This is a genomic window from Amycolatopsis sp. NPDC057786 (assembly GCF_042797905.1).
Lineage (GTDB): Bacteria > Actinomycetota > Actinomycetes > Mycobacteriales > Pseudonocardiaceae > Amycolatopsis.
In genome coordinates, this window is the sequence record NZ_JBHVKW010000007.1 from 17,022 (window position 1) to 39,875 (window position 22,854).

Genomic DNA, 22,854 nt, shown 5'->3' on the forward strand with positions numbered 1-22,854 from the left:
GTGGAGCTCGCCGGGCGTCACGTCCTCGTCGCCGGAGCCGGGGTCACCGGCAAGTCCATCGTCCCCGTCCTGGCGGACCTGGGCGCACGGATCACCGTCACCGACGGCAACGCCGAACGGCTGGCGGAACTCGAAGGGCTCGGCGCGGAACTCGTGCCCGGCCTGACGGAGCCGCCGGAAGGTATCGAGCTGGTCGTGACCAGCCCTGGCTGGAAGCCGACGTCGCCATTGCTGGTGGCGGCGGCCGAGGCGGGGATCGAGGTGATCGGCGACGTCGAGCTGGCATGGCGCGTCGGGCAGCTGCGCGACAAACCGCCGGTGTGGCTCGCGATCACCGGTACCAACGGCAAGACCACCACGGTCGGGATGCTGGAGTCGATCCTGCGTACCGCCGGGGTCGACGCCGTGGCCTGCGGGAACGTCGGTTTCGCGGTGCTCGACGCGGTGCGCGCCGGGCACGAGGTGCTCGCCGTGGAGCTGTCGAGCTTCCAGCTGCACTGGTCGTCGACGCTGGCGCCGCTCGCCTCGGTGGTGCTGAACCTGGCCGAGGACCATCTCGACTGGCACGGCTCGATGGAGGAGTACGCGGCCGCGAAGGGCCGCGTCCACACTCATTCCCGGAACGTGGTGCACAACCTTCACGAGCCGTGGTCCGCCCGGCTCGCCGACGAACACGCGCCCACGGACGCTCGTCGCGTCGCCTTCGGCATGGACACCCCGCGCCCCGGCGAACTCGGGATCGTGGAAGACCTGCTGGTCGACCGTGCTTTCGTGGCCGACCCGGCGACCAGCGCCGACGAACTCGGCACGCTGGCCGACGTGCGGCCCGCCGGCCCGCACAACGTCTCCAACGCGCTCGCCGCGGCCGCGCTGGCCCGCGCGTACGGCGTCACCGGCGAGGACGTCGCCAAGGGCCTGCGCGAGTACCGGCCCGCCCCGCACCGGGCCGAGGAGATCGGCGAGATCGACGGCGTCCGGTACATCAACGACTCCAAGGCGACCAACCCGCACGCGGCGAGCGGTTCGCTGCGCGCCCATCTGAACGTCGTCTGGATCGCCGGTGGCCAGCTCAAGGGCGCTTCCGTGGACGAACTCGTCGGTTCGATCGCCGGGCGGCTGCGCGGCGTCGTGCTCTTCGGCGTCGATTCACCCGTGATCGCCGCCGCTGTCGCGCGACACGCGCCGGATGTCCCGGTGAACAGCCTCCCTTCGGGTGACGATGACACCATGACTGCGGCGGTGAAGGCGGCCCGAGCCCTGGCGCGCCCTGGAGATGTGGTGCTGCTGGCCCCCGCCGCGGCGTCGTTGGACATGTACTCGAGCTATGGCGCGCGCGGCGACGCGTTCGCGAGCGCGGTTCGTGTCCTGCGCGACGGTGCGGGGGAGACCAGTGACGGCGGTTGAGGAAAGAAAGCGCGAGACCGCGCCCCGCAAACGTCGTGAACGCAAGGAAAGCCCGTTCGTCGCCTTCCGCACCGCGCTGACGGCCTGGCTTTCGCGGCCGCTCGCTTCGTTCCACCTCGTGCTGGCGCTCACCGGCGTGCTGACCGTGATCGGCATCGTGATGGTGCTGTCCGCCTCGTCGGTCGCCTCGTACAACCCCAAGACCGGCACCGGCGTGTACGCCCAGTTCAGCAAGCACCTCATGTTCGTCGCGATCGGCGCCGTGGTGTTCTGGATCGGGCTGCGGGTGCCGCTGGAACGCGTCCGGCGGTTGTCGGCGACGGCGACGGTGGTGTGCCTCGGGTTGCTGGTGCTGGTGCTGACCCCGCTCGGCTCCGAGGTCAACGGCTCGCAGGGCTGGTTCCGGCTCGGCGGGTTCGCCTTCCAGCCGGTCGAGGCGGCGAAGGTCGCGCTGGCCTTCTGGGGCGCGCACATCCTGGTGATCAAGTACAACATCATCAACCAGTGGCGGCATCTGCTCGTCCCGGTCGTGCCGATCGCGCTGCTGATGTTCGCGCTGGTCATGATGCAGCCCGACCTCGGCGGCACGATCACCCTCGCGGTCGTGCTGATGGCCCTGCTGTGGTTCGCGGGCGCGCCGAAACGACTGTTCGGCGTCATCCTCGCGGGTGGCCTCGCCGGGATCCTGGTGCTGGCGATCATCGCCCCGTACCGGCTGGCGCGGGTCATGTCGTTCGTCTCGGGCGACCCGGACACCAGCGCGGACGGCTTCCAGGCCAACCAGGCGAAACTCGCGCTCGCCGACGGCGGGATGTTCGGCAAGGGCCTCGGCCAGGGCCAGTCCAACTGGGGCTACCTGCCGAACGTGCAGAACGACTTCATCTTCGCCCTGATCGGCGAGGAACTCGGCTTCATCGGCTGCGTGGTGGTGCTCGGGCTGTTCGCCGGGGTCGCCGTCGTCGGCCTGCGGATCGCCACCCGCAACCTCGACCCGTGGATCCGTATCGTGTCCGGCACGCTGACCGTCTTCCTGGTCGCGCAGGCGGGGATCAACATCGGCTACGTGGTCGGCCTGCTGCCGGTCACCGGCGTCACGCTGCCGTTGATCTCCTACGGCGGCACGTCGCTGGTGATCACCATGCTCATCATGGGGATCCTCGCCAACGCCGCCCGGCACGAACCGGAGGCGGTGGCCGCACTGCGTTCGCAGGGGCCGGGTAAATTCGGACGCCTGCTGAGGCTTCCCGCGCCCGAGCCGTACCGCCCGCCCGCCAAACGGAAGGGCGCCGCGGCCAGGGGAGGCACCGCCAAGGCGGCGAGGCCCGCGCCGAGGACGGCGAGGCCTTCGCCCGCACAGGAGCGGCGCCGGTCGGTACGGGAACCCGGCAGGAGGACGGCCGCGCGAACGGCGGCGAACCGCGGTACCGCGAAACGAGGTACCGCAAACTGGAGAGGTCATAGGTGAACAACCCCGTCAGAGGTGGCGCCGCAGGCGAGGTCGCCGGCAAGGCACCGGTGGTCGTGGTCGCCGGCGGTGGTACCGCAGGGCATATCGAACCGGCACTCGCCCTCGCCGACGCGGTGATGCGCCTGCGTCCCGACGCGAAGGTGATCGCGCTCGGAACCGAGCGCGGGCTGGAGAACAAGCTCGTCCCGGCGCGGGGGTACCCGCTGGAGCTGATCCCGCCGGTGCCGATGCCCCGCAAACCGACACCCGAACTGCTGAAGATGCCGCTGAAGGTCCGCGACGCGGTCAAGCGCACCCGTGAGGTCCTGGACCGGGTCGGCGCGGACGTCGTCGTCGGCTTCGGCGGGTACGTCGCGCTCCCGGCGTATCTCGCCGCGCGCGGCCGCACGCCGATCGTGGTGCACGAGGCCAACGAGAAGCCGGGCCTGGCGAACAAGGTCGGCGCGCGGTTCGCCGTCCGCGTCGCCGTCGCCGTCCCGGGGACCCCGCTGGCGAAGGCCGAGGTCATCGGCATCCCGCTGCGGCGCTCCATCACCTCGCTCGACAGGGCCGCGCTGCGCGCCGAAGCCCGTGAGCACTTCGGGCTCGACCCCGACGCGCCGACGCTCCTGGTCTTCGGCGGCTCGCAGGGCGCGGTGTCGATCAACGGCGCCGTTTCGGGTGCCGCCAAGGAGTTCGCGGACGCCGGCGTCGGTGTCCTGCACGCCCACGGGCCGAAGAACACGCTGGTCGTCCAGGAGTTCCCCGGGCGGCCCGCGTACGTCCCGGTGTCGTACCTGGAACGGATGGACCTGGCCTATGCCGCCGCCGACGCGGTGCTGTGCCGCTCCGGCGCGATGACCGTCGCCGAGGTGTCCGCCGTCGGCCTGCCCGCGGTGTTCGTCCCGCTGCCCTACGGCAACGGCGAACAGGCGGTCAACGCCCGGCCCGCGGTCGAAGCCGGCGCCGGGCTGATGGTCGACGACGCCGACCTCACCCCCGCCAAGGTCGCGGAGCTGGTGATCCCGCTGGTGTCCGACGCCGACAGGATCGCGAAGATGAGTGCGGCCGCGGTCGGCCTCGGCCACCGAGAGGCCGACGAGACCCTTGCCAAGATCGTGCTGGAGGCCGCAGGTGCCTGATCAACTTCCCGACACGCTCACGCGTGCCCACCTGGTCGGGATCGGCGGCGCCGGGATGAGCGGCATCGCGCGGATCCTGCTGGCCCGCGGTGCCCAGGTCTCCGGATCCGACGCGAAGGAGTCACGCGCGTTCCTTTCGCTGCGTGCCCAGGGTGCCGAGATCGCCGTCGGCCAGCGCGCCGAGAACCTCGACGCGTTCCCCGAAGGCCCGTCCTCGGTGATCGTGTCGACCGCGATCAAGGACGACAACCCGGAACTGGTGGCCGCGCGGGAACGCGGGATCACCGTGCTGCACCGCGCCGAGGCGCTGGCCGGGCTGATGGAAGACCACCGCGTCGCCTGCATCGCCGGGACGCACGGCAAGACGTCGACGACGTCGATGCTGACCGTCGCGTTGCAGCAGTGCCGTCTCGACCCGTCGTTCGCCATCGGCGGCGACCTCAACGAGTCGGGCGCCAACGCGCACCACGGCGAGGGCGGGATCTTCGTCGCCGAGGCCGACGAGAGTGACGGGTCGTTCCTGGCCTACTCGCCGTCGGTCGCCGTGGTGACCAATGTCGAGCCGGACCACCTGGACCACCACGGCACGGCCGAGGCGTACGTCTCGGTGTTCACCGACTTCCTCGGCCGGATCGTGCCGGGCGGGCTGCTCATCGTCTGCGGTGACGACGAGGGCGCCTCGGAGCTGGGCGCGCGGGCGTCGGCGCAGGGCATCCGTGTCCGTCGCTACGGGCGTTCGGTCACCGGCGCCGACGACGCCAAGATCCTGGACTTCGCGCCCGCTCCGGACGGCGGCGTCGTCCGGATCTCGTTGCGGGGCGAGGAAATCGTCCTGCGGGTCGCGGTACCGGGCGAGCACATGGCGCTGAACGCGATCGCCGCGCTGCTGGCCGGGATCGAACTCGGCGCGCCGGTCGAAGGACTCGCCGAAGGGCTCGCCGCGTTCGGCGGCGTCCGGCGGCGGTTCGAGTTCAAGGGCCGCTCGGGCGATGTCCGCGTGTACGACGACTACGCGCACCACCCGACCGAGGTGGACGCGCAGCTGCGCGCGGTGCGGACGGCCGCGGGTTCGGGCCGGGTCATCGTGGTCTTCCAGCCGCATCTGTACTCGCGCACGAAGACTTTCTCGAAGGAGTTCGCGGCCGCGCTGTCGCTGGCCGACGAGGTCGTCGTGCTGGACGTCTTCGGGGCGCGAGAGAAGCCGGAGCCGGGTGTCAGCGGCGCGCTCATCGCCGACCAGATCTCCGGTGTCCCGGTGCACTACCAGCCCGCGTTCGACGTCGCGGCGAAGCTCGCGGCGGATCTGGTCAAGCCCGGCGACCTGCTGGTGACCATGGGCGCCGGCGACGTCACGCAGCTCGGCCCGGAGATCCTGGCCGAACTGGACCGGCGGGCGGGGTAGCCATGACATCGGCCGGCGATCAGCCATGACACAGACCGGGGAACGCCGCCGCCCGGCCGAACCCGGTCGGCGTCCGAGCAGCGCGCAACGCGCGAAGGCCCGGCGCGGCAGGCGGTCCGTGTACGACCGCCGCCGCACCGCCCGGCCGGCCAGGCACAAGGAGATGCGGCGCCGCTGGGTCGCGCTGCTGTCGGTGCTGACCGTCGTCGCCCTCGTGTACCTGCTGTGGTTCAGCTCGATGCTGGGCGTGCAGCAGGTCGATGTCGTCGGGGCGAGTTCGGTGCCGGCGGACCAGGTCCGTGCCGCGGCGGCGGTGCCGGACCAGAAGCCGATGCTGCGCCTGGACACCGACGACATCCGCGACCGGGTGGCGCAGATGCCCGGTATCGCGACCGTCGACGTCTCGCGGTCCTGGCCGAGTACCCTCGAGATCACCGTGACCGAACGGACCGCGATCGCGTTCTTCGACAGCGGGCCCGGCGGCGACGGCGTGCACCTCGTCGACGGCGGGGGAGTGGTGTTCAAGACCGTCAAGGAGCGGCCCGCCGGGCTGCCCGAGCTGAAGCTGCCGTCGGTGTCGGCCGACGACCCGGTGACCCGCGCGGTCACCGGCGTCCTCGGGGTGATCCCGCAGCAGCTGCTCAAGCAGGTGACCACCGCGACGGCGAAGACCCCCGGAAGTGTCGAGTTCGCGCTGGCCGACGGGAAGACCGTGCGGTGGGGGACCTCGGCCGACACCGAACGCAAGGCGAAGGTCCTGGCCGCGCTGCTCACGCGCGAAGGCAAGGTCTTCGACGTCTCGGCCCCCGATCTGCCGACCGTCTCCTGACGCGTTTCGTCCTCCGAATGCGGTGGTTGGTCGTGCGAACTACCGCTTTCAGAGGACGAAACGCGGTGGGGGTCAGCGGGTGACGAGGGCCTCGATGCCGTCCAGCAGGCGTTCCAGGCCGAACGCGAAGGTCTCGTCGGCGGCCTCGCAGGTGTCCGCGTCGTAACCGCCGCTTTCCCAGATCCGCGTCATCGCCGGATGGCGTTCCACGTCGAAGTACTTCTCCCAGAACACCGACCGCTGCCCCCACCAGGCGTCGGTCGACTCACCGGTCTCCTGTTCGACCAGCGCGGTCTCGGCGAACAGCGTCGCGTTGGCCTGCACGTAGATCTCGATGCTGTTCGCGGCCGCGGCCGCCTTGCGCGGCTCCAGCCCGATGTCCGACACCGCCGCGATCAGGTACTCCTGGCCCGCCATCAGCCCCGGGCCGAGCACCGGCCGCACCATCGACGTCGAGCGCAGCCACGGATGCGCGCGGAACACGGCCAGGGTGCGCTCGGCGTAGAGCCGCACCTGCTCGCGCCAGCCGTCCGGCCGCGGGTCGCCGGGGCCGGGAAGGCCTCGTTCGGCGAGCACCGAGTCCACCATGAGGTCGAGCAGTTCCGTCTTGCCGGGGACGTAGGTGTAGAGCGTCATCGTGCCGGCGCCGAGTTCCTTGGCGATCCGGCTCATCGACACGGTCGCCTCGCCCGCGCCGTCGGCGAGCGCGACGGCGGTGGCGATCACCTGGTCGAGGGTCAGTTTCGGCTTCCGCCCCCTGGTCGGCTGCCGGGCTTCGCCGCGGTCACGCCACAACAGTTCGAGGCTGCGCTCGAAGTCCATCCACACTCCACTCGGCCGTGAAGCTGGATTCTACATTCTCGTATGCGGTACGGTTAAGGGTATCCCGTAGGGCGTACGAAAAGGAGTGGGGAATCGTGACGATCCTGGTGACCGGTGCGACCGGAAGCGTCGGCAGGCTGCTCGTCGACGGGCTGGTGGAGGCCGGTGCGCCGGTGCGGGCACTGACCGTCAACCCGGCGAAGGCGGCGTTGCCTGGGCAGGTGGAGGTCGCCAAGGGGTTCCTGGGCAAGCCGGAGACCTTGCCGGAAGCCCTGAAAGGCATCGAAACCGTGTACCTGGCGCCGCTCGCGGCCAAGGTGGACGACTTCGTGAAGCTGGCGAAGGAGGCCGGAGTGCGCCGGGTGGTGGCGCTGTCGGGCAGCAACGCCGACGACCCGGCGGAGAACTCGAGCGGCGTGGACTACGCGATCATCGAGAAGGCCGTCCGGGAGGCGGGCTTCGACTGGACGTTCCTGCGGCCGGGCGCGTTCATGAACAACACCCTCGGCTGGGCGGAGACGATCAAGGCCGAGCGCGTGGTCCGCGAGGCCTACCCCGAGGCGCGGATGACCCCGATCGACCTCGCGGACATCGCCGCCGTCGCGGCGCACGTCATCCTGACCGACGGACACGTCGGCAAGAAGCACACGCTGAGCGGGCCGACGGCGATCAGCCAGCGCGAACAGGTCGCCGCCATCTCGGCCGCGCTCGGCGAGGAGGTGGTCTTCGAGGAGCTGACCCGGGAAGAGGCGAACAAGCAGTGGGCGGCCGCCGGGATCCCGGCGGAGATCGCGGAATGGCTCCTCGACGGCTTCGCGTACTTCACCGAAAACCCCGACAAGCCGACTGGGGTAGTGCAGGAACTCACCGGACGGCCCGGCGTCACCTATGCGGAGTGGGCGGTGGCGAACGTCGAAGCCTTCCGCTGAACTCGTAACTCACGTGATTGAAGGCGTGACTCGCGTGATTGGAGGCGTAACTCATGAGTTACGGCTTCAATCACGCGAGTTACGGCCAGAAGCACGCGAGTTGCGGGTCAGCGGGCCCGGCGGGGGAGGCGGGTCGGCAGGGGCGCACCACGCCGCGGCTGGGCGGGAGCCTCGGCGCGCGGCGCGGACGGCTGGGGCAAGGGAGGCGGGGCCTGCGATTCGCGGGGCCAGGCAGGGGTGATCATCGCCTGCGCCCCGACCCGGCGGACCGGCAGACCGTGCGCCTCCCGCGCGGGCAGGCCGGGCCAGATCTCGCCCGCCTCCTTGGCGGCGTCGCGGATCGCGGTGCCGTCGAACGAGGTGTGCGTCTCGTCGATGCCGCGGTCGAGCCACTGGACGATGAGCTCCAGCGGCCCGTCGGGCGGCAGCGGCCACAGGAAGATCTCGTGGTCGACGTGGAACGCCGAACCGCCCAGCCCCTGCGCGCGCAGCACCGGCTGGTCCGGTTTGGTGGCCGATGGCACGGAGATGGTCTCCGAACTGGCGCGCCTGCCGTCGGGGAAGAGCACTCCGACCAGCAGCGCGTTGTAGTCCGGGACCCGGCGATGGTCGATCAGGCCTTCGCCGGGTTCGTCCAGCAGCAGATCACGCGAGTACACCGACAGCTGGAACGACACGGACTCCGGCCACACCTCGATACCGCGCAGCGCCACGATGGTCCGCTCGGCGCGCCCCAGCGGCATCGACCAGGGCAGGATCGCCGGGACGATGTACTCGTGCGGCGGCTCCACCCAGGGGCGGCCGTTGTAGCCGAACAGTTCCTGTTCCGGCACCGGGAACAGGGGGCGGTTGCGCGGAGCGTCCGTGAAGAAGCTCATCGTGGACCGGGCGCGGCAGAACGCGGGGTGAACCTGTCCGACCTGCCGCTCACGCCGTCAACGACCACCATGCGCTTCACGGTATCCGATGACCACGCCGGTACTGAACGGTTTCACCGCACCTTTCGCGTCATCCGAAGCCCTTGAGCTTCACTTTCGTGCCCTTCGGCACCTTGGTGCCCGGTTTCGGATCCTGCTCCAGGACGAAGTCGAAACCACCGTTTCCGCCGCCGTTACCGTTGCCGTTTCCGCGACCCTGACGGTCGGGCTCCAGTCCCGCCTGTCGGAGGATCTGGAACGCCTCCTCCATTCGCTTGAACGTCACGTTCGGTACTTCGACGGCGTTCGAAACGAACACCCCGATGCGGCGGTTGCTCGCCTTGCCGCCGCCCTTCGGGTCGGTGCGGATCACCTGACCCGCGGCGAACTGGTCGGAGAACTCCTCGCCTGCCTGGAACGGCTGGAAGCCCGCCTGCTGCAGGATCTGGAACGCGGCGTCCTTGCTCTGCCCGGTGACGTCCGGGACCGGCGGCAGCGGTTCGGGACCCTTCGACAGGATGATCGTGACCTGCCCGCCGATGTTCAGCTGCGAACCTGGGCTCGGGTCGACGCGGACCACCTTGTTCTTGGCGACGTCGCTGTACTCCTGCTCGCCGCGGACCGGGGTCAGCTGCGCGGCCTTGATCGACGTCTCCGCGTCCTGCGGGCTCGTCCCGGCCTGGATGTCCGGCACGATCGGGCGGCCCTTCGACAGCACGACGTTGACCGTGGAGCCCGGCGCGAGCGACGTGCCCTCGCCAGGGTCGGTCCGGATCACCGTGTGCTGGGCCGCGGTGTCGCTGTACTCCTCGGTGTAGGCAGGGGTCAGCTTCGCCGAGCGGAGCGCGTCACCGGCGGCGGCCTGGTTCATCCCCGCCAGTTTCGGCACCGACGACGAGTTCGGCCCGGTGTCGTTGAGGATGAAGGCGAACGCGCCGATCAGGCCGCCCAGGACCAGCACCGCGGCCGTGATCATGACGTAGAGCCGCTTGCGCGACCCCGGCTGCTCGTCGCCGGCGGCAGGCTTGGGCCGGGGAGGAGGTGTACGGGGCGGCTGGGCGACGGGAATCTGCGGCTCCCGGTGCAGTGCCTGCGTTCCCCGCGGGCCGGTGACCGGCATGGTCGCCTCGGCGACCGGGGCCAGCACCGTCGTCGCCAGGGCCGGGTTCGCCGCCGGGACGGCGGGGATACCGGGCGTGGTGCGTTCGGCGTCGGTCTCCCGGTCGGCGTCCGCGGGCAGCGGAACGGGCACCGGGACGGCGGGGACACCCAGGACGGTGCGCAGATGGTGCAGCTCGGCGAGGAACGCCGCGGCGTCGGCCGGACGCTGCTCGGGGTCGCGGCGTGTGGCGCGCAGGATCAGCTCGTCCAGCTGCGGCGGGATGCCGGGCCGCAGCTCGCTCGGGCGCGGGACGTCGTCGTTGACGTGCCGGTACGCCACGGAGAGCGCGGTGTCGCCGGTGTACGGCGGGCGTCCGGTGAGCATTTCGTACAGCAGGATCCCGGCCGAGTAGACGTCGCCGCGCGAGGTGGTCGCGCCGGTCGCGACCTGTTCGGGCGAGACATAGGCGACGGTGCCGAGGATGACGCTCGAACTCGTTGTGCCCGCGCTGGCGATCGCGCGGACCAGGCCGAAGTCGGCCACCTTGACCACGCCGCCCGACAGCGCCGTGCCGCCGCGGCCGATGAGCACGTTCTCCGGTTTGACGTCGCGGTGCACCAGGCCGGCGGCGTGGGCCGCGGCCAGCGCGGAGAGCACCGGTTCGGTGATGCTCAGCGCGAGCGCGATGTCCAGCGGGCCGCGTTCGGCGAGCAGTTCACGCAGGGTCCCGCCGTCGACGAGTTCCATGACCAGGAACGCGCGGCCGGACTCCTCGCCGCCGGGGGTGTCGAAACCCTGGTCGTGCACCGCCACCACGTGTGGATGATGCAGCCGGGCCGCTGACCTGGCCTCCCGCTCGAAACGCTCGACGAACGACCGGTCGTCGGCGAACCGCGGGTCCATGATCTTGATGGCGACCTGGCGGTCCAGGCGGGTGTCGACGCCGCGGTACACCGACGACATCCCACCGCGTGCGAGCAGCTTGTCCACCCGATAGCGGCCCTCGAGCAGAGTGCCCACCAGCGTGGGGTCCGTGCGTGTCACGGCTATGGATCGTACGGAAGTACCCATGTTCTGGTGTACGGGACCTGGCACGCCGAGGATCACGATTCCCGCCATTTCGTCGAATCGGCGGTATACGTGACCGGGCGGGTACTTTCCGTCATGGTCCGGGTCGTCACCCATGCGTACTAACGGAGCGGGAGACGGAATGTGGCACAGTGTCACCTGTGAGTGGTATTCCCGTCGCCGACGACGTTCTTGACGCAGATGTGGCCGTTCTCCCGCTGCCGGAGGTCGCGACCGCGTTGAACGTTTCGGCCAACAAGGTCCGCCAGATGCTGCGTGACGGCCATCTGATCGCCGTCCGGCGCAAGGGCGAGCTGTACGTCCCGGTCGCGTTCCTGGTGAAGGACGGCGTGGTCAAGGGCTTGGCGGGCACCATCACCGTGCTCGCGGACTCGGGTTTCAGCCGGACGGAGATGCTGCGCTGGCTCTTCGCCGCGGACGAGACCCTGCCTGGTTCCACCCCGGTCAACGCGCTCCGCACCAGCCACGGCACCGAGGTCAAGCGACGCGCGCAGGCGATGGCTTTCTAGTCCTGACCAGCACATACGTCACGGCCGCGAGGAGCTGGCACCCCGCGGCGGCACTCAGCGCGGTGGTTACGGAGAGTGCGCTCAGCGGTCCCGCGAGCGCGGCACCCGCCGCGAGTCCGGTGATCTTCACGCTCGCCGCCGTCGTGAAAACCTGAGCCCGCACTCGCGCGGGCGCTTCGCGATGCCGGATGGCGAAAAGCGCCGAAAGTTGCGGCCCTTCGGCGAATCCGGCGAGCACGGCGGCGGCCAGCAGGGTCACCACGTCGTGCCCCGACGCCGCGAGCAGGAAGCTCGCGCCCAGCAGGACGGTGCTGGCGAGCACGGTGCGGTCCGGCGGCGGTGGCCTGCGGGCCAGCACCGCGTTCGCGACCAGTGACGCGGCGGCCAGCACGGTGAGCAGCAACGCGCCGAAGCCCGGATTCCCCAGCCGTTGGGCGCCGAGCAGCGGATAGCAGACGATGGCGACCCCGATGCCGACGAAGGACACCGTGGAGGTCGCGGTGGCTCGCAGCAGGGCGCGGTTGCGGAAGAGGACCGCGAATCCGTCGGCGAGTTGACGGCGGACCGGTGTCGCGGGCTTCGCCGCGACCGGGGGAAGCGACCACGCGGCGGGGGAGGCCGCGGCGACCAGCGTGATCGCGACCGCGACCGCCGCCGGTGCTCCGGCGTACGCGGCCACGAGGCCGGTGAGGCCCGGCCCGGCGAGGCTCGCGGCGGTGAACGTCATCGCGTCCAGCGTGCTCGCCCTCGCCAGCGGTGTCGTGCCGCGGACATTCGGCAGCTGAGCCGTCCATCCGCCGGCCAAGGCGGGGTTGAGCAGCCCGGCCACGACGGCCACCGCGATCGCCGCGGGGGTTTCGACCAGCGCGAGCACCGCGCCAAGCCCGGCCGCGTAGGCGAGCAGCGCCCACGCCAGCAAGCGGCCTGGTCTGGGACTGCGGTCGAGTAGAGCGCCGAGCAGTGGCCCGCCCGCCGCCGCGGAGATCGTCAGGCCCGCGAGCAGCGCGGACCCGGTGGCGGCCGAACCGTCGACACCGATGCCGAGCAGCAGCAACGCCGGTCCGGACAGCTCGTCGCCGGTCCTGGCGATCGTCGCGCCGGTCAGATAGGCGGCGAGTCTGTAACGGCCTCTCATTATTGAGACGTTACAGTGGGATATGACTTCAGCGCAGCGGGATTTCCTGCCGGGCCGTTCGGCCAGGGCGGCGGCGCAACGGGCGGTGGATCTGCTGACGGTGCTGCTGGCGCCGGAACCGTCGGCTTTGGACGTCCGTTCCGTCCTGGAAGCGCACGGCGAAACCTCGGTCGAGCTGGTGCCGTCGGATATGGCCTCGTTGCGGGAGGCGGCCGCCGAACTGCGGGAAGTGTTCGCGGCGCGGGATGCCGGGGAGGCGGCAGAGGTGCTGAACCGGCTGCTGGCCCGTTACGCGCATCCGCCGCGGCTGACCGATCACGCCGACGGGTTCGGCTGGCACCTCCACGTGGACGCCGACGACGACGGGCCGTGGGGCGCGTGGCTGGTGACGTCGTCCGCGCTGGCGCTGGCGGTGCTGCTGGCGGACCGTCAGGCGCCGCCGGGAGGGTTGTGTGCGGCTTCGGGCTGCGGGAAACCGTTCGTGCACTTGGGCGGGGGGAGTCCGCGGCGGTACTGCTCGACGCGGTGCGCCACCCGGGAGAGGGTCGCGGCTCACCGTCGCGATCGGTCCCGAACGCTATGAAAGGTCCTTTCCTTGCAAATTTCGCAAGGAAAGGACCTTTCATAGCGTGGGTGAGAGGTCAGGACTGCTGCTTGTCCCGCCACGCGATCCAGGACCGCAGCTTGTCCAGGTTGTAGTCCGGTCCGCCGGTCGCCACGGTGAACAGCGAGACACCCAGCTCCAGCAGCTTCGGGCCCAGCTCCTCGGGCTCGCCTTCGACGGCGACCGAACGCTCGATCTCCTTCGGGTCCCGGCCGACGTCGGCGCAGTGCTGGTCGAGGATCTTGACCTTGCGCTCCACGACCTCCGGGTCGCCGAAGCCGTGCCAGATGTCGGCGTGCTTCGCGACCAGGCGGAGGGTCTTCTTCTCGCCGCCGCCACCGATCAGCACCGGGATGTCCCGGACCGGCTGCGGGTTCAGCTTGCCCAGCCTGCTCTCGATCCGCGGGAGCGCCTCGGCGAGGTTGTCGAGCCGCCCGCCCGCGGTGCCGAACTCGTAGCCGTACTCGTCGTAGTCCTTCTCGAACCAGCCGGAGCCGATGCCGAGGATCAGCCGTCCGTCGGAGATGTTGTCGACGGTGCGGGCCATGTCGGCCAGCAGTTCGGGGTTGCGGTAGCTGTTGCACGTCACCAGCGCGCCGATCTCGACCCGCGACGTGGACTCCGCCCACGCGCCCAGCATGGTCCAGCACTCGTAGTGCAGACCTTCGGGCTCACCGTAGAGCGGGTAGAAATGGTCCCAGTTGAAGACGATGTCCACGCCGAGGTCTTCGGCCTCCGAAGCGGCCCGGCGGATCGCCTTGTACTCGGCGTGCTGCGGCTGCAACTGGACGCCGATCCTGATCTTCTTGTTCGCGGCAGAGGTCATGTTCGCAGCCTAAGCCTGGAGTTGCTCCACGCGCTCGCCAGCATCCTCGGCATCGCCATTCCCAGGCGTCGACGGCGCGGGACGACCGCGCGAGTGTTCAGCACGTCGTAACCCAGCGCCGCGATTTCGTCGAGAATGCCTTCGTAGAGCACGAGCGCGGTCCGCACGCAGTCGCGGGATTCCGGGCGCAGCAACGGGATGCCCGCTTCGGCGCGGCGGTACACCGCCCGGTTCCGCGCCACCGCGACGGCGAGCGCGCGCCGCACCCGCCGGTCGGGCAGCCCGCGGGCGCGGGACCATTCGAGCAGTTCGCGGTCGACGCCGAACGCGGCCAGCTCCTCGGTCGGCAGGTACAGCCTTCCCCGGTCGAGGTCTTCGCCGACATCGCGCAGGAAGTTGGTCAGCTGGAACGCTTCCCCCAGCGCGGCGGCGCCAGGGACGGCTTCGGCGACCGGGACGACGGTGCCGAAGACGGGCAGCATCTGCAGGCCGATCACCTCGGCCGAACCGTGGATGTACTCCCGGAGATCGGCATAGGTCGCGTACTCGGTGATCTTGAGGTCCATCGCCATGGACCTCAAGAACGCGTCGAACAGCTCGCGGTCCAGGCCGTGGCGCCGCACGGTGTCGGCGAGCGCGGTCAGCACCGGATCGGCGGGTGTTTCCCCGTCGAAGATCCGAGCGACCATGACGGCGACCTCGTCCAGCGCGACCGCGGGATCGATACCGGGAGCGGGGTTGTCGACCACTTCGTCCGCCATCCGCGCGAAGCCGTACAGCGCGTGCGCGAACGGACGCGTCCGCGACGGCAGCAGCCGGGTCGCGAGGAAGAACGTGCGGCCGTAGTGCGCGTTGACGCGGCGGCATTCGGTGTACGCGGCCCGCAACGACGGCTCGGTGATCCCGGCGGCGTCGAGTTCGTTCATCGGCCGGTGACCCTTCCCGCCGCGAGCCTGCCGGAGATCACCACCGGCGGGATTCCGACGCCCGGTGTGGTCCCGCAGCCGGCCAGTACGACGTTCTCCGCCGCTCGCATGAGGTTTCCCGGCCGGAACGGGCCGGTCTGGGCGAAGGTGTGCGCGAGCGAGAACGGCGTTCCCGCGGTGAGCCCGCGCTCCGCCCAACCCTCCGGGGTGATCGTCTCGTCGACGGTGAAGCCGTCCGCGAATCCGGTGAGTCCGCGCTTTTCCAGCGTGCGCACCAGTTCCGCGCGATAGGCGGGCCCGACCCGGCGCCAGTCGATTTTGCCGCGGCGCAGGTTCGGCGCCGGAGCCAGCACCGAGATCACCTGGCCGCCGCCGGGGGAGAGGCCCGGTTCGGTCGCGGTCGGCCGGGTCACCAGCAGCGACGGGTCGCTCATCAGCTTGCCCTCGCGGATGATCTCCGAGAACGTCTTCTCCCAGGCGTGGCCGAAGAAGATGGTGTGGTGGCCCAGATCCGGCCAGGACTCCGGTGCGTGCCCGTGCAGGACGACGGCCGACGGCGAGTACCGCAGCGGCAGCGGCCGCCGGGGGCGGGCGCCGAGCAGCCGGTACGCGGTGCCGAGTTCGGTGGCCAGAACCACTGTGTCGCAAGGGATCCGCTCACCGGTTCGGGTCCGCACCGCGCGCACCCGCGAGGAAACCCTTTCCAGCCAAGCGGCTTCGGTGCCGAAGCGCAGTTCCGCGCCGGCGCGTTCGGCCGCGTTCGCCATGGCCCGCGCGATTTCGCCCATCCCGCCCGACGGGTAGTAGACCCCGCCGACGGTGTCCATATAGGAGATGACGCCGTACGCGCCGATCGCGCGCGCCGGATCGAGGCCCGCGTAGAGCGCCTGGAAGGAGAACAGGCGGCGCACCCGGTCGTCGCGCAGGAACCGGCCGATCTTCGGGCCGAGCCTGCCGAAACCGCCCAGCGCGGCCAATTTCGCCAGTTCCGGGCGGACGAGATCGAGCGGGGAATCGAAGTTCGCGCCGATGAAGTGGTCCTTCTGGACCGCGTACAGCTCGGTCAGCCAGCGGCGGAGCCTGCGGTAGCCGTCGGCTTCGGCCGGGCCCGCGGCCGCGCGGATCTCGGCCTCCATCGCCGCCGCCTCGGTGTGCACGGCGATCGTGCTGCCGTCCGCGAACCTCGCGCGATAGGCCGGGTCGAGCCTGGTCAGCGTGAGGTTGTCCGCCAGGGATTCACCGACCGCGGAAAAGGCCTCGTCGAGCAGCTCCGGCATGGTCAGCACGCTGGCGCCGGTGTCGACGGTGTTGCCGCCGAAATCCGCCTGACCGGCCCGGCCTCCCGGGCTCTTGTCCTGTTCCAGCAGGGTCACCCGGCGGCCGGCGCCGAGCAGGTGCAGCGCCGCCGACAGCCCGGCGAGCCCGCCACCGATCACCACCACGTGGTCACTCGGACCGGTGACGGTGCGCATCAGTACGTCCGCTGGGTCGCCTTGACGACCAGCCCGGTCAGCGCGGCGGGAGCGGGTTCGGCCAGGTGAGCGCGGTCCAGCGTCGCCATCGCGGAGTCGGTGAGCTCGTCGATGCGGCGTTCCACCGCGTCGACGGCGCCGACGTCTTGCAGCGCCTGGCGCACGGTCTCGACGGCGTCTTCGGACAGGTGGGCGTCGCCGATGGCGTCGGAGATGACCTTCGCCGCCGCGTCCTTGCCCTGCTCGGCCGCGCGCTGGAGACCCAGCGCGACCAGCAGCGTCCGCTTGCCCTCTCGCAGGTCGTCGCCCGCGGGCTTGCCGGTGACCGACGGGTCGCCGAACACCCCGAGCAGGTCGTCCCGCAGCTGGAACGCCACGCCGACCTCGTCGCCGAACTCGCGCAGCGTCGCGATCAGGGCGTCGTCGGCGCCGCCGAGCGCTGCACCGAGGTGCAGCGGCCGCTGGACGGTGTACGCGGCCGTCTTGAGCTTGCAGATGTGCAGCGCCGCCTCGGGGGAGGCGTCGCCGGTCGCCTGGGTGCGGACGTCGAGGTACTGGCCGGCGAGCACCTCGGTCCGCATCGCGCGCCACGCCGGCCGCGCCGCCGCGAGGGCCGCGGGCGGGAGCGGGGCCTCGCCGAACATGTCGTCGGCCCAGGCCAGCGCGAGGTCGCCGACCAGGACGGCGGTCGCGAGCCCGAACGTGCTCGGCGAACCCAGCCAGCCGCTGTCGGCGTGGAGTTTCGCGCCCGCGATGTGCACGGTCGGTGAACCGCGGCGCGAGTCGGAGGAATCGATGAGGTCGTCGTGGATCAGCGCGCACGCCTGGATCAGCTCCAGGCTCGCCACCGCCTGCAGCACACCTTCGACGTCCGGCCCCGCCGGATCGCCGCCCGCGCCGCGCCAGCCCCACCAGGCGAACGTCGGGCGCAGGCGTTTGCCGCCGCCGAGGACGAACCCGGCCAGCGCGTCGATCCCGACCCCGACGACCGGTTCGGTCCGGCGGATCTCGGCACCGGCTCGCTCGAGGAACCCGGCCAGCGCCCGCTCGACGTGGGCGGGCAGATCGGCGTCGTAGGCGGACGTGTCCATGAGCACATCCTCCGGGAAGCGCGTCCCCGTGACCCAGTCGGGTGCCTTCGAATGTGGCGAACGAGACGTCAGCCGCGGGTCTTTTCGTAGTGCCGCTTCGCCCGCGCCCGGTTGCCGCAGTCCGCCGAACTGCACCAGCGACGTGACCGGTTGCGCGTGTGGTCGGTGAAGATCCAGCCGCACCCAGGGCCCTCGCATTCGCGGATCCGTTCCAGATCACCGGATCGAAGCAGTTCCTCGGCCTCCAGCGCGAGGAAGTGCGGCAACGCGGTGCCGTCGGTCAGCGCCACCGTCCACCGCAACGGCGGGGACGGCGCGAGCTCGGCGTGCCGATACGCCGCGAGCAGGGGTTTCCGCAGCGGTGTGGTGTCCGGTGGATCCGACACGAGCACGCGATACAGCGTCTCGCGGAAGGCCTTGACCGTCTCCAGGACGGCTTCGGAGATCTCCAGCCGTTCGGTGCCCGCGCCGACCAGGACGACCCACTCGGACAGCCGTTCCGGAGACGAAAGCCGGTCTTCCCGCCTGGCCGGATCGCGCCGCCAGGAAACGGTGTTGACCAGGTCCAACGGCACGCTTCCGCCGATGCTGTCGTACCCGTCCCAGTGGCCGTCCATGATTCTCCTAATGGTCAAAAGGTAGTTTAGCTTGTTAGAGTCGGGGATATGACAACGCTCCGGCGGAACTATCTGGCCGGTGCCCGCATCGGGCTCGGGCTGGGTGTCGCGACCTTCGTTCTCGGTGTCACCTTCGGCGCGTACAGCCAAACGCTGGGCTGGGGGATCGCGGCCCCGATCGCCGCGTCGATCCTCGTCTTCTCCGGCTCGGCCCAGTTCGCGATGGCCACCGCGCTCGCGGGCGGCGGGAACCTCGCCGTCGCGGTCGGCGCGGCGGCCCTGATCAACGCCCGGTTCCTGCCGATGGGCGCCGCCGTCGCCGCGGACCTGCGCGGCGGGCGGCTGCGGCGCGCGTGGGAAGGCCAGGCTGTCGTCGACGGTTCGTGGGTCGCCGCCCACCTCGGCGGAGGGCGCTTCGACCGCGAAAAGCTCATCGGCTGCACGCTCGTCCAGCTGCCGGCGTGGGTGCTCGGCACGGTGCTCGGCGTCCTGGTCGCGCCGCCACCCGACGTCGTCACGCGGTTCGGCCTCGACGTCGTGTTCCCCGGCTTCATCCTGGTCCTGCTCATCGGCGAGCTGCGGCGTTCACGTCAGGCCGTCCTGACCGCGGCGCTCGCCGTCTGCCTGGCCGGGGTCCTGGTGCTGTTCCTCCCGGTCGGGCTCGCGCTGATCGGTGCCTCGGCCGCGGCGCTGGTCGGGCTGGGGGCGCGGCGATGACGCTCTGGCTCGCCATCGTCCTCGTCGCGCTGGTCAGCATCGGGTTCAAGGCGGCGGGGCCGGTCCTGCTCGGCGACCGGACGCTGCCGCCGCGGGTCGCGGGCGTGATCGCGCTGCTCGCGCCCGCGTTGCTGGCCGGACTCGTGCTCACGGACGTGACCGGTCCGGCCTGGTCCGGGGTCGACTGGACACTCTGCGCCGGACTGGCCGCGATCGCGGTGACCTACGCGCTGCGCGTCCCGATGATCGCCGCGATCCTCTGCGGGGTGGTCTGCACCGCCGCCCTGCGCTTCCTGGTCTAGCTCCAGAACGGGCCGCTCAGCCCGGCCTGGTCGAAGTACGCGGCCGCGGCGGCCGGATCCCGGCGGATGTACCCGTGCTCGAGTCTGCCCTCGTACCACCCCGCCGCGAGCCGCCACAGTGTCGCGAGGTCCATGACGTAACCCTTGTCCTGCCCCGTTTCCGCCAGCCATCCGTCCACACAGGACTCACCGCAGAACAGGCGCTGGTTGGCGCAGGTGTGCACGACGTCGTCCCACATCCGCGCCACCGGCACCAGGAAATGCGCGACCAGGTCACCCTGCGGCGGGGTGCGGTCGTTCACCAGCAGGGCGTGCGGCTCGCCGCAGCCGCGGCAGCGCGTGGACACCAGCACCTCGGGTTCGGCCTTGACCAGATGGGGGATCGCGAACGCGTCCCACGCGCAGCCGCCCCACCACAGCGTGTGCGCGCCCATCACGGAGAACCCCAGCGGGATCGCCGCGAACGGATGCGCCAGCACGACGTGCTCGCATTCGTCGAGCACGAGATGCCGTCGCTCCGCCAGCCGGTGCAGCGCCTGTTTCGCCACCGCGAGTGATCCGTGGGCGGCGTCGGCCAGTTCGGGGGCCGTCGGCGGCCTCCGGTGCTCGGCGAACGCGCGGTAGACGGCGACGCGGACGTCCTCATCCCAGCTGGTGTCGGTTTCGGCGCTCATGGCGGCTCCCTGTGCTCGTCATCGAGTCTCCCCAGGCCGGCTCGACTCGGCAACCGCTCGTACGTGGCTGAAGTCGCACGCCCATAGCCTGAGAGGGGGCTCCCAGCCAGCGGACATTCCCCCCTAAAATGGCGGAATGACTTCGGTGGTCGAGCGGTTGCAGGGTGATGGACCCGTGTTCTCCATCGAGTTCTTCCCGCCCCGCGACGCGGCCGACGAGGCCGTCCTGTGGAAATCGATCCGGGAACTCGAGCCGCTGGACCCGGCGTACATGTCGATCACCTACGGCGCCGGCGGTTCCAGCCGGGACGGCACGATCCGCAGCATCGCCCGCGTCGCCACCGAAACCACGCTGGTACCGATGGCGCATCTCACCGCCGTGAACCACTCGGTCGCGGAACTGCGCAACGTCATCGGCTGGTACGCCGCCGTCGGCGTGCGGAACATCCTCGCGTTGCGGGGCGACCCGCCGGGTGACGTCTACGGCGACTGGGTCCCGCATCCGGAAGGGCTCAACTACGCCGAGGAACTCGTCGAGCTGGTGCGTTCGCTCGGCGACTTCTGCGTCGGCGTCTCGGCCTTCCCGTACGGCCACCCGCGGTCGGCGAACCTCGAAGCCGACACCGAGTACCTCGTGCGCAAGCTCCGCGCCGGCGCGGATTTCGCGATCGCGCAGCTGTTCTTCGAGCCGGAGGACTTCCTCCGCCTGCGCGACCGGGTGGCGGCCACCGGCTGCGAGGCACTGGTCATCCCCGGGATCATGCCGCTGACCACGCCGCGGACGCTGCACACGTCCATCAAGCTGTCCGGCGCGCCCGCGCCGCGGCGGCTGCTGGACCGGCTCGAACCGCTGGCCGACGACCCCAAGGCCTTCCGCGCCGCGGGGATCGACGCGGTGACCGAACTGGGCGAGCGGCTCATCGCCGAAGGCGTCCCCGACCTGCACTTCTACACGTTCAACCGGTCCAAGGCCACGCGTGAGGTGGTCAGCAGGCTCGGGCTGGTCCCGGCGCGCGCGTAACTCCGTACCGAAGTCGCACGCCGTCCCGGTAGCGTGCCGGTCATGGCTTCAACCGCGCTGAGGGTGCACCAGATCTGTGACCGGTACGTCGACGACTACGCCGCGGCCGACCCGGTCGCCGCGACGACGTACGGCATCTCCGGGTACGACGACCAGCTGACCGACTACTCGCCCGCCGGGCACGCGGCCAGGGCCGCCATCGCCGCCCGCGCGCTGGCCGACATCGAAGCGGCCGAACCCGCCGACGACGGCGAGCGCGCGGCCAAGGCGGTGTTCACCGAGCGGATCGGGTTGCAGCTGGAGATCCACGAGGCGGGTCTCGACATCGCGGTGCTGAACGTGATCGAAAGCCCCGTGCAGGAAGTGCGCATGGTCTTCGACTACATGCCCACCGACACCGCGGAGGACTGGGCGACGATCGCCGCCCGGATGGCGAGGGTGCCCGAAGCGCTCGACGGTCTCCGCACCTCGCTGCTCGCGGCCGCGGACGCGGGCCGGGTGTCGGCGTTGCGGCAGGTCGGCAAGGTCGCCGAACAGGCCGAAACGTGGGCAGGCCTGAAGGACGAGACCGGTTTCTTCGAGACCTTGGCCTCGGGCGCGAAGGACGTCGACGACAAGCTCCGCGCCGAACTCGGTCAGGCCGCTCACGCCGCGCAGGAGGCGTACGCGGAGTTCGCCGGTTTCCTCCGCGCCGAACTCGCCCCGCTGGCGCCGGTCAAGGACGCCGTCGGCGCCGAGGTCTACCGGCTGTGGTCGCGGTTGTTCACCGGAGCCACCTTCGACCTGGACGAGGCCTACGCCTGGGGTTGGGCCGAGTTCACCCGTATCGAGACGGAGATGCGCGAGGTCGCCGGCCGGATCAAACCCGGCGCGACCCTCGCCGAGGCGGCCGCCGTCCTCGACGCCGACCCCAAGTACGTCGTGCGCGGCCGGGCGGAATTCCAGGCCTGGATGCAGAACCTGTCCGACAACGCGCTGAAGTCGTTGCGGGGCAAGCACTTCGACATTTCCGACCGGGTGATGGCGCTGGAGTGCAAGATCGCCCCGCCCGGCGGCACCGTCGGCGCGTACTACACGGGCCCGAGCGAGGACTTCTCCCGCCCCGGCCGCATGTGGTGGTCGCTGCCGCAGGGCCGGGACGAGTTCACCACCTGGCGCGAGGTCAGCACCGTCTACCACGAGGGCGCGCCGGGCCACCACCTGCAGATCGCGACCGCGGTCGACCAGTCGGAGTCGCTGAACAAGTACCAGCGGCTGCTGGCGTTCACCTCCGGACACGCCGAGGGCTGGGCGCTGTACTCCGAGCGGCTGATGGAGGACCTCGGGTTCCTCACCGACGACGGTGAACTGTTCGGCATGCTGTCCGAGCAGCTGTTCCGCGCCGCGCGGGTGATCGTCGACATCGGCATGCACCTGGAACTGGAGATCCCGGCGGGCACCGGCTTCGACGAGGGCGAGCGGTGGACACCCGAACTGGGCCTGGAGTTCATGCTCACCCGGACCGTCACCGACCCGGCCCACGTGCACGACGAGATCGACCGCTACCTGGGCTGGCCGGGGCAGGCGCCGTCGTACAAGCTCGGCGAACGCCTCTGGCTCGCCGCCCGCGACGAGGCCCGCGCGCGGCAGGGCGACGCGTTCGACATCAAGCAGTTCCACACGCGGGCGCTGGCGCTCGGCGGGATGGGGCTGGACACGCTGCGGGAGATGCTGGCCGCGCTGGACTGAGCCCGCCGCCCGCTCCCGGAAGTGCTAGGAACGGTCCTTTCCTTGCGAAATTTGCAAGGAAAGGACCGTTCATTGCATCCGGAGGAAGCCTCCGCGTGCCGCAATTCACGTGCTCCCGGTGCCGAGGTCTTGATACGTTCCTGGCGTGC

Annotated in this window: 22 protein-coding genes; 12 read left to right on the plus strand and 10 right to left on the minus strand. The window is 70.8% G+C overall.

The genetic code is table 11. The features are described from left to right. From murD to ACFVM3_RS07085, 5 genes are read left to right on the plus strand one after another with little or no spacing between them, the layout of a single operon-like run. Entirely contained in the window at positions 1-1,404 is a 1,404-nt protein-coding gene (murD, locus tag ACFVM3_RS07065) for a UDP-N-acetylmuramoyl-L-alanine--D-glutamate ligase (RefSeq protein ID WP_378436402.1), read from the plus strand. Further along, positions 1,391-2,869 carry a putative lipid II flippase FtsW gene (gene ftsW, locus ACFVM3_RS07070; RefSeq protein ID WP_378436404.1) on the plus strand — a complete coding sequence of 493 codons (1,479 nt, stop codon included), beginning with the start codon at positions 1,391-1,393 and terminating at the stop codon, positions 2,867-2,869. The genes murD and ftsW overlap by 14 nt, the downstream gene beginning before the upstream one ends. Next, on the plus strand, positions 2,866-3,993 hold the full coding sequence (gene murG / locus ACFVM3_RS07075) for an undecaprenyldiphospho-muramoylpentapeptide beta-N-acetylglucosaminyltransferase (protein WP_378436406.1): 1,128 nt from the start codon (positions 2,866-2,868) through the stop codon (positions 3,991-3,993). The genes ftsW and murG overlap by 4 nt, the downstream gene beginning before the upstream one ends. Beyond that, positions 3,986-5,395 carry a UDP-N-acetylmuramate--L-alanine ligase gene (gene murC, locus ACFVM3_RS07080; RefSeq protein WP_378436408.1) on the plus strand — a complete coding sequence of 470 codons (1,410 nt, stop codon included), beginning with the start codon at positions 3,986-3,988 and terminating at the stop codon, positions 5,393-5,395. The genes murG and murC overlap by 8 nt, the downstream gene beginning before the upstream one ends. Before the next feature lie 25 nt (positions 5,396-5,420). Beyond that, on the plus strand, positions 5,421-6,224 hold the full coding sequence (locus tag ACFVM3_RS07085) for a cell division protein FtsQ/DivIB (protein WP_378436409.1): 804 nt from the start codon (positions 5,421-5,423) through the stop codon (positions 6,222-6,224). A 72-nt stretch (positions 6,225-6,296) separates the two neighbouring features. Here ACFVM3_RS07085 and ACFVM3_RS07090 read toward each other — a convergent pair whose 3' ends face one another. Next, the gene (locus ACFVM3_RS07090; RefSeq protein ID WP_378436411.1) at positions 6,297-7,046 is read right to left on the minus strand and encodes a TetR/AcrR family transcriptional regulator; all 750 of its coding nucleotides are present in this window, start codon (positions 7,044-7,046) and stop codon (positions 6,297-6,299) included. A gap of 95 nt (positions 7,047-7,141) precedes the next feature. Between ACFVM3_RS07090 and ACFVM3_RS07095 the strand changes: the two genes are divergently transcribed. Further along, on the plus strand, positions 7,142-7,975 hold the full coding sequence (locus tag ACFVM3_RS07095) for an NAD(P)H-binding protein (protein ID WP_378436413.1): 834 nt from the start codon (positions 7,142-7,144) through the stop codon (positions 7,973-7,975). A 107-nt stretch (positions 7,976-8,082) separates the two neighbouring features. On the opposite strand, the gene ACFVM3_RS07100 is transcribed toward ACFVM3_RS07095, so the two are convergent. Both ACFVM3_RS07100 and ACFVM3_RS07105 read right to left on the minus strand, forming a co-directional pair. Continuing rightward, positions 8,083-8,853, minus strand: a complete 771-nt coding sequence (locus ACFVM3_RS07100) for a hypothetical protein (protein ID WP_378436415.1) — start codon at positions 8,851-8,853, stop codon at positions 8,083-8,085. A gap of 130 nt (positions 8,854-8,983) precedes the next feature. Beyond that, positions 8,984-11,038, minus strand: a complete 2,055-nt coding sequence (locus ACFVM3_RS07105; RefSeq protein WP_378436417.1) for a PASTA domain-containing protein — start codon at positions 11,036-11,038, stop codon at positions 8,984-8,986. Positions 11,039-11,223: 185 nt separating this feature from the next. Here ACFVM3_RS07105 and ACFVM3_RS07110 point away from each other — a divergent pair, with 185 nt between their 5' ends. Continuing rightward, positions 11,224-11,592, plus strand: coding sequence for an Rv2175c family DNA-binding protein (locus tag ACFVM3_RS07110; RefSeq protein ID WP_378436419.1), 369 nt, complete (start codon positions 11,224-11,226; stop codon positions 11,590-11,592). On the opposite strand, the gene ACFVM3_RS07115 is transcribed toward ACFVM3_RS07110, so the two are convergent. After that, on the minus strand, positions 11,561-12,727 hold the full coding sequence (locus ACFVM3_RS07115; RefSeq protein ID WP_378436421.1) for an MFS transporter: 1,167 nt from the start codon (positions 12,725-12,727) through the stop codon (positions 11,561-11,563). The genes ACFVM3_RS07110 and ACFVM3_RS07115 overlap by 32 nt on opposite strands. Positions 12,728-12,749: 22 nt before the next feature. On the opposite strand from ACFVM3_RS07115, the gene ACFVM3_RS07120 reads away from it, so the two are divergent. After that, positions 12,750-13,310, plus strand: coding sequence for a CGNR zinc finger domain-containing protein (locus ACFVM3_RS07120; RefSeq protein ID WP_378436422.1), 561 nt, complete (start codon positions 12,750-12,752; stop codon positions 13,308-13,310). A gap of 58 nt (positions 13,311-13,368) precedes the next feature. Here the strand turns inward: ACFVM3_RS07120 and ACFVM3_RS07125 are convergent, their stop codons facing one another. The 5 genes from ACFVM3_RS07125 to ACFVM3_RS07145 form a co-directional block, all read right to left on the minus strand. Next, positions 13,369-14,157 (minus strand): LLM class F420-dependent oxidoreductase, encoded by a 789-nt coding sequence (locus ACFVM3_RS07125; protein WP_125675761.1) that lies wholly within the window; start codon positions 14,155-14,157, stop codon positions 13,369-13,371. Continuing rightward, on the minus strand, positions 14,154-15,083 hold the full coding sequence (locus ACFVM3_RS07130; protein WP_378436424.1) for a phytoene/squalene synthase family protein: 930 nt from the start codon (positions 15,081-15,083) through the stop codon (positions 14,154-14,156). Before ACFVM3_RS07130 ends, ACFVM3_RS07125 begins: the two co-directional genes overlap by 4 nt. Then, complete coding sequence (gene crtI, locus ACFVM3_RS07135) at positions 15,080-16,555, minus strand: phytoene desaturase family protein (protein ID WP_378436426.1); 1,476 nt, start codon at positions 16,553-16,555, stop codon at positions 15,080-15,082. The genes ACFVM3_RS07130 and crtI overlap by 4 nt, the downstream gene beginning before the upstream one ends. Beyond that, entirely contained in the window at positions 16,555-17,646 is a 1,092-nt protein-coding gene (locus ACFVM3_RS07140) for a polyprenyl synthetase family protein (RefSeq protein ID WP_378436428.1), read from the minus strand. Before ACFVM3_RS07140 ends, crtI begins: the two co-directional genes overlap by 1 nt. Positions 17,647-17,714: 68 nt before the next feature. Then, positions 17,715-18,263: a CGNR zinc finger domain-containing protein gene (locus ACFVM3_RS07145; protein WP_378436430.1), complete on the minus strand. Its 549-nt coding sequence runs from the start codon at positions 18,261-18,263 to the stop codon at positions 17,715-17,717. A gap of 48 nt (positions 18,264-18,311) precedes the next feature. Between ACFVM3_RS07145 and ACFVM3_RS07150 the strand changes: the two genes are divergently transcribed. Both ACFVM3_RS07150 and ACFVM3_RS07155 read left to right on the plus strand, forming a co-directional pair. Further along, positions 18,312-18,980 (plus strand): AzlC family ABC transporter permease, encoded by a 669-nt coding sequence (locus ACFVM3_RS07150; RefSeq protein WP_378436432.1) that lies wholly within the window; start codon positions 18,312-18,314, stop codon positions 18,978-18,980. Further along, positions 18,977-19,282: an AzlD domain-containing protein gene (locus ACFVM3_RS07155; protein WP_378436434.1), complete on the plus strand. Its 306-nt coding sequence runs from the start codon at positions 18,977-18,979 to the stop codon at positions 19,280-19,282. Before ACFVM3_RS07150 ends, ACFVM3_RS07155 begins: the two co-directional genes overlap by 4 nt. Here ACFVM3_RS07155 and merB read toward each other — a convergent pair. Further along, on the minus strand, positions 19,279-19,956 hold the full coding sequence (gene merB / locus ACFVM3_RS07160; RefSeq protein ID WP_378436436.1) for an organomercurial lyase: 678 nt from the start codon (positions 19,954-19,956) through the stop codon (positions 19,279-19,281). The genes ACFVM3_RS07155 and merB overlap by 4 nt on opposite strands. 136 nt (positions 19,957-20,092) lie before the next feature. Here merB and ACFVM3_RS07165 point away from each other — a divergent pair, with 136 nt between their 5' ends. Together ACFVM3_RS07165 and ACFVM3_RS07170 are read left to right on the plus strand one after the other, a co-directional pair. After that, complete coding sequence (locus tag ACFVM3_RS07165; protein ID WP_219153413.1) at positions 20,093-20,977, plus strand: methylenetetrahydrofolate reductase; 885 nt, start codon at positions 20,093-20,095, stop codon at positions 20,975-20,977. Positions 20,978-21,019: 42 nt separating this feature from the next. Beyond that, the gene (locus ACFVM3_RS07170; protein ID WP_378436438.1) at positions 21,020-22,705 is read left to right on the plus strand and encodes a DUF885 domain-containing protein; all 1,686 of its coding nucleotides are present in this window, start codon (positions 21,020-21,022) and stop codon (positions 22,703-22,705) included. The last annotated feature ends 149 nt before the right edge of the window (positions 22,706-22,854 follow it).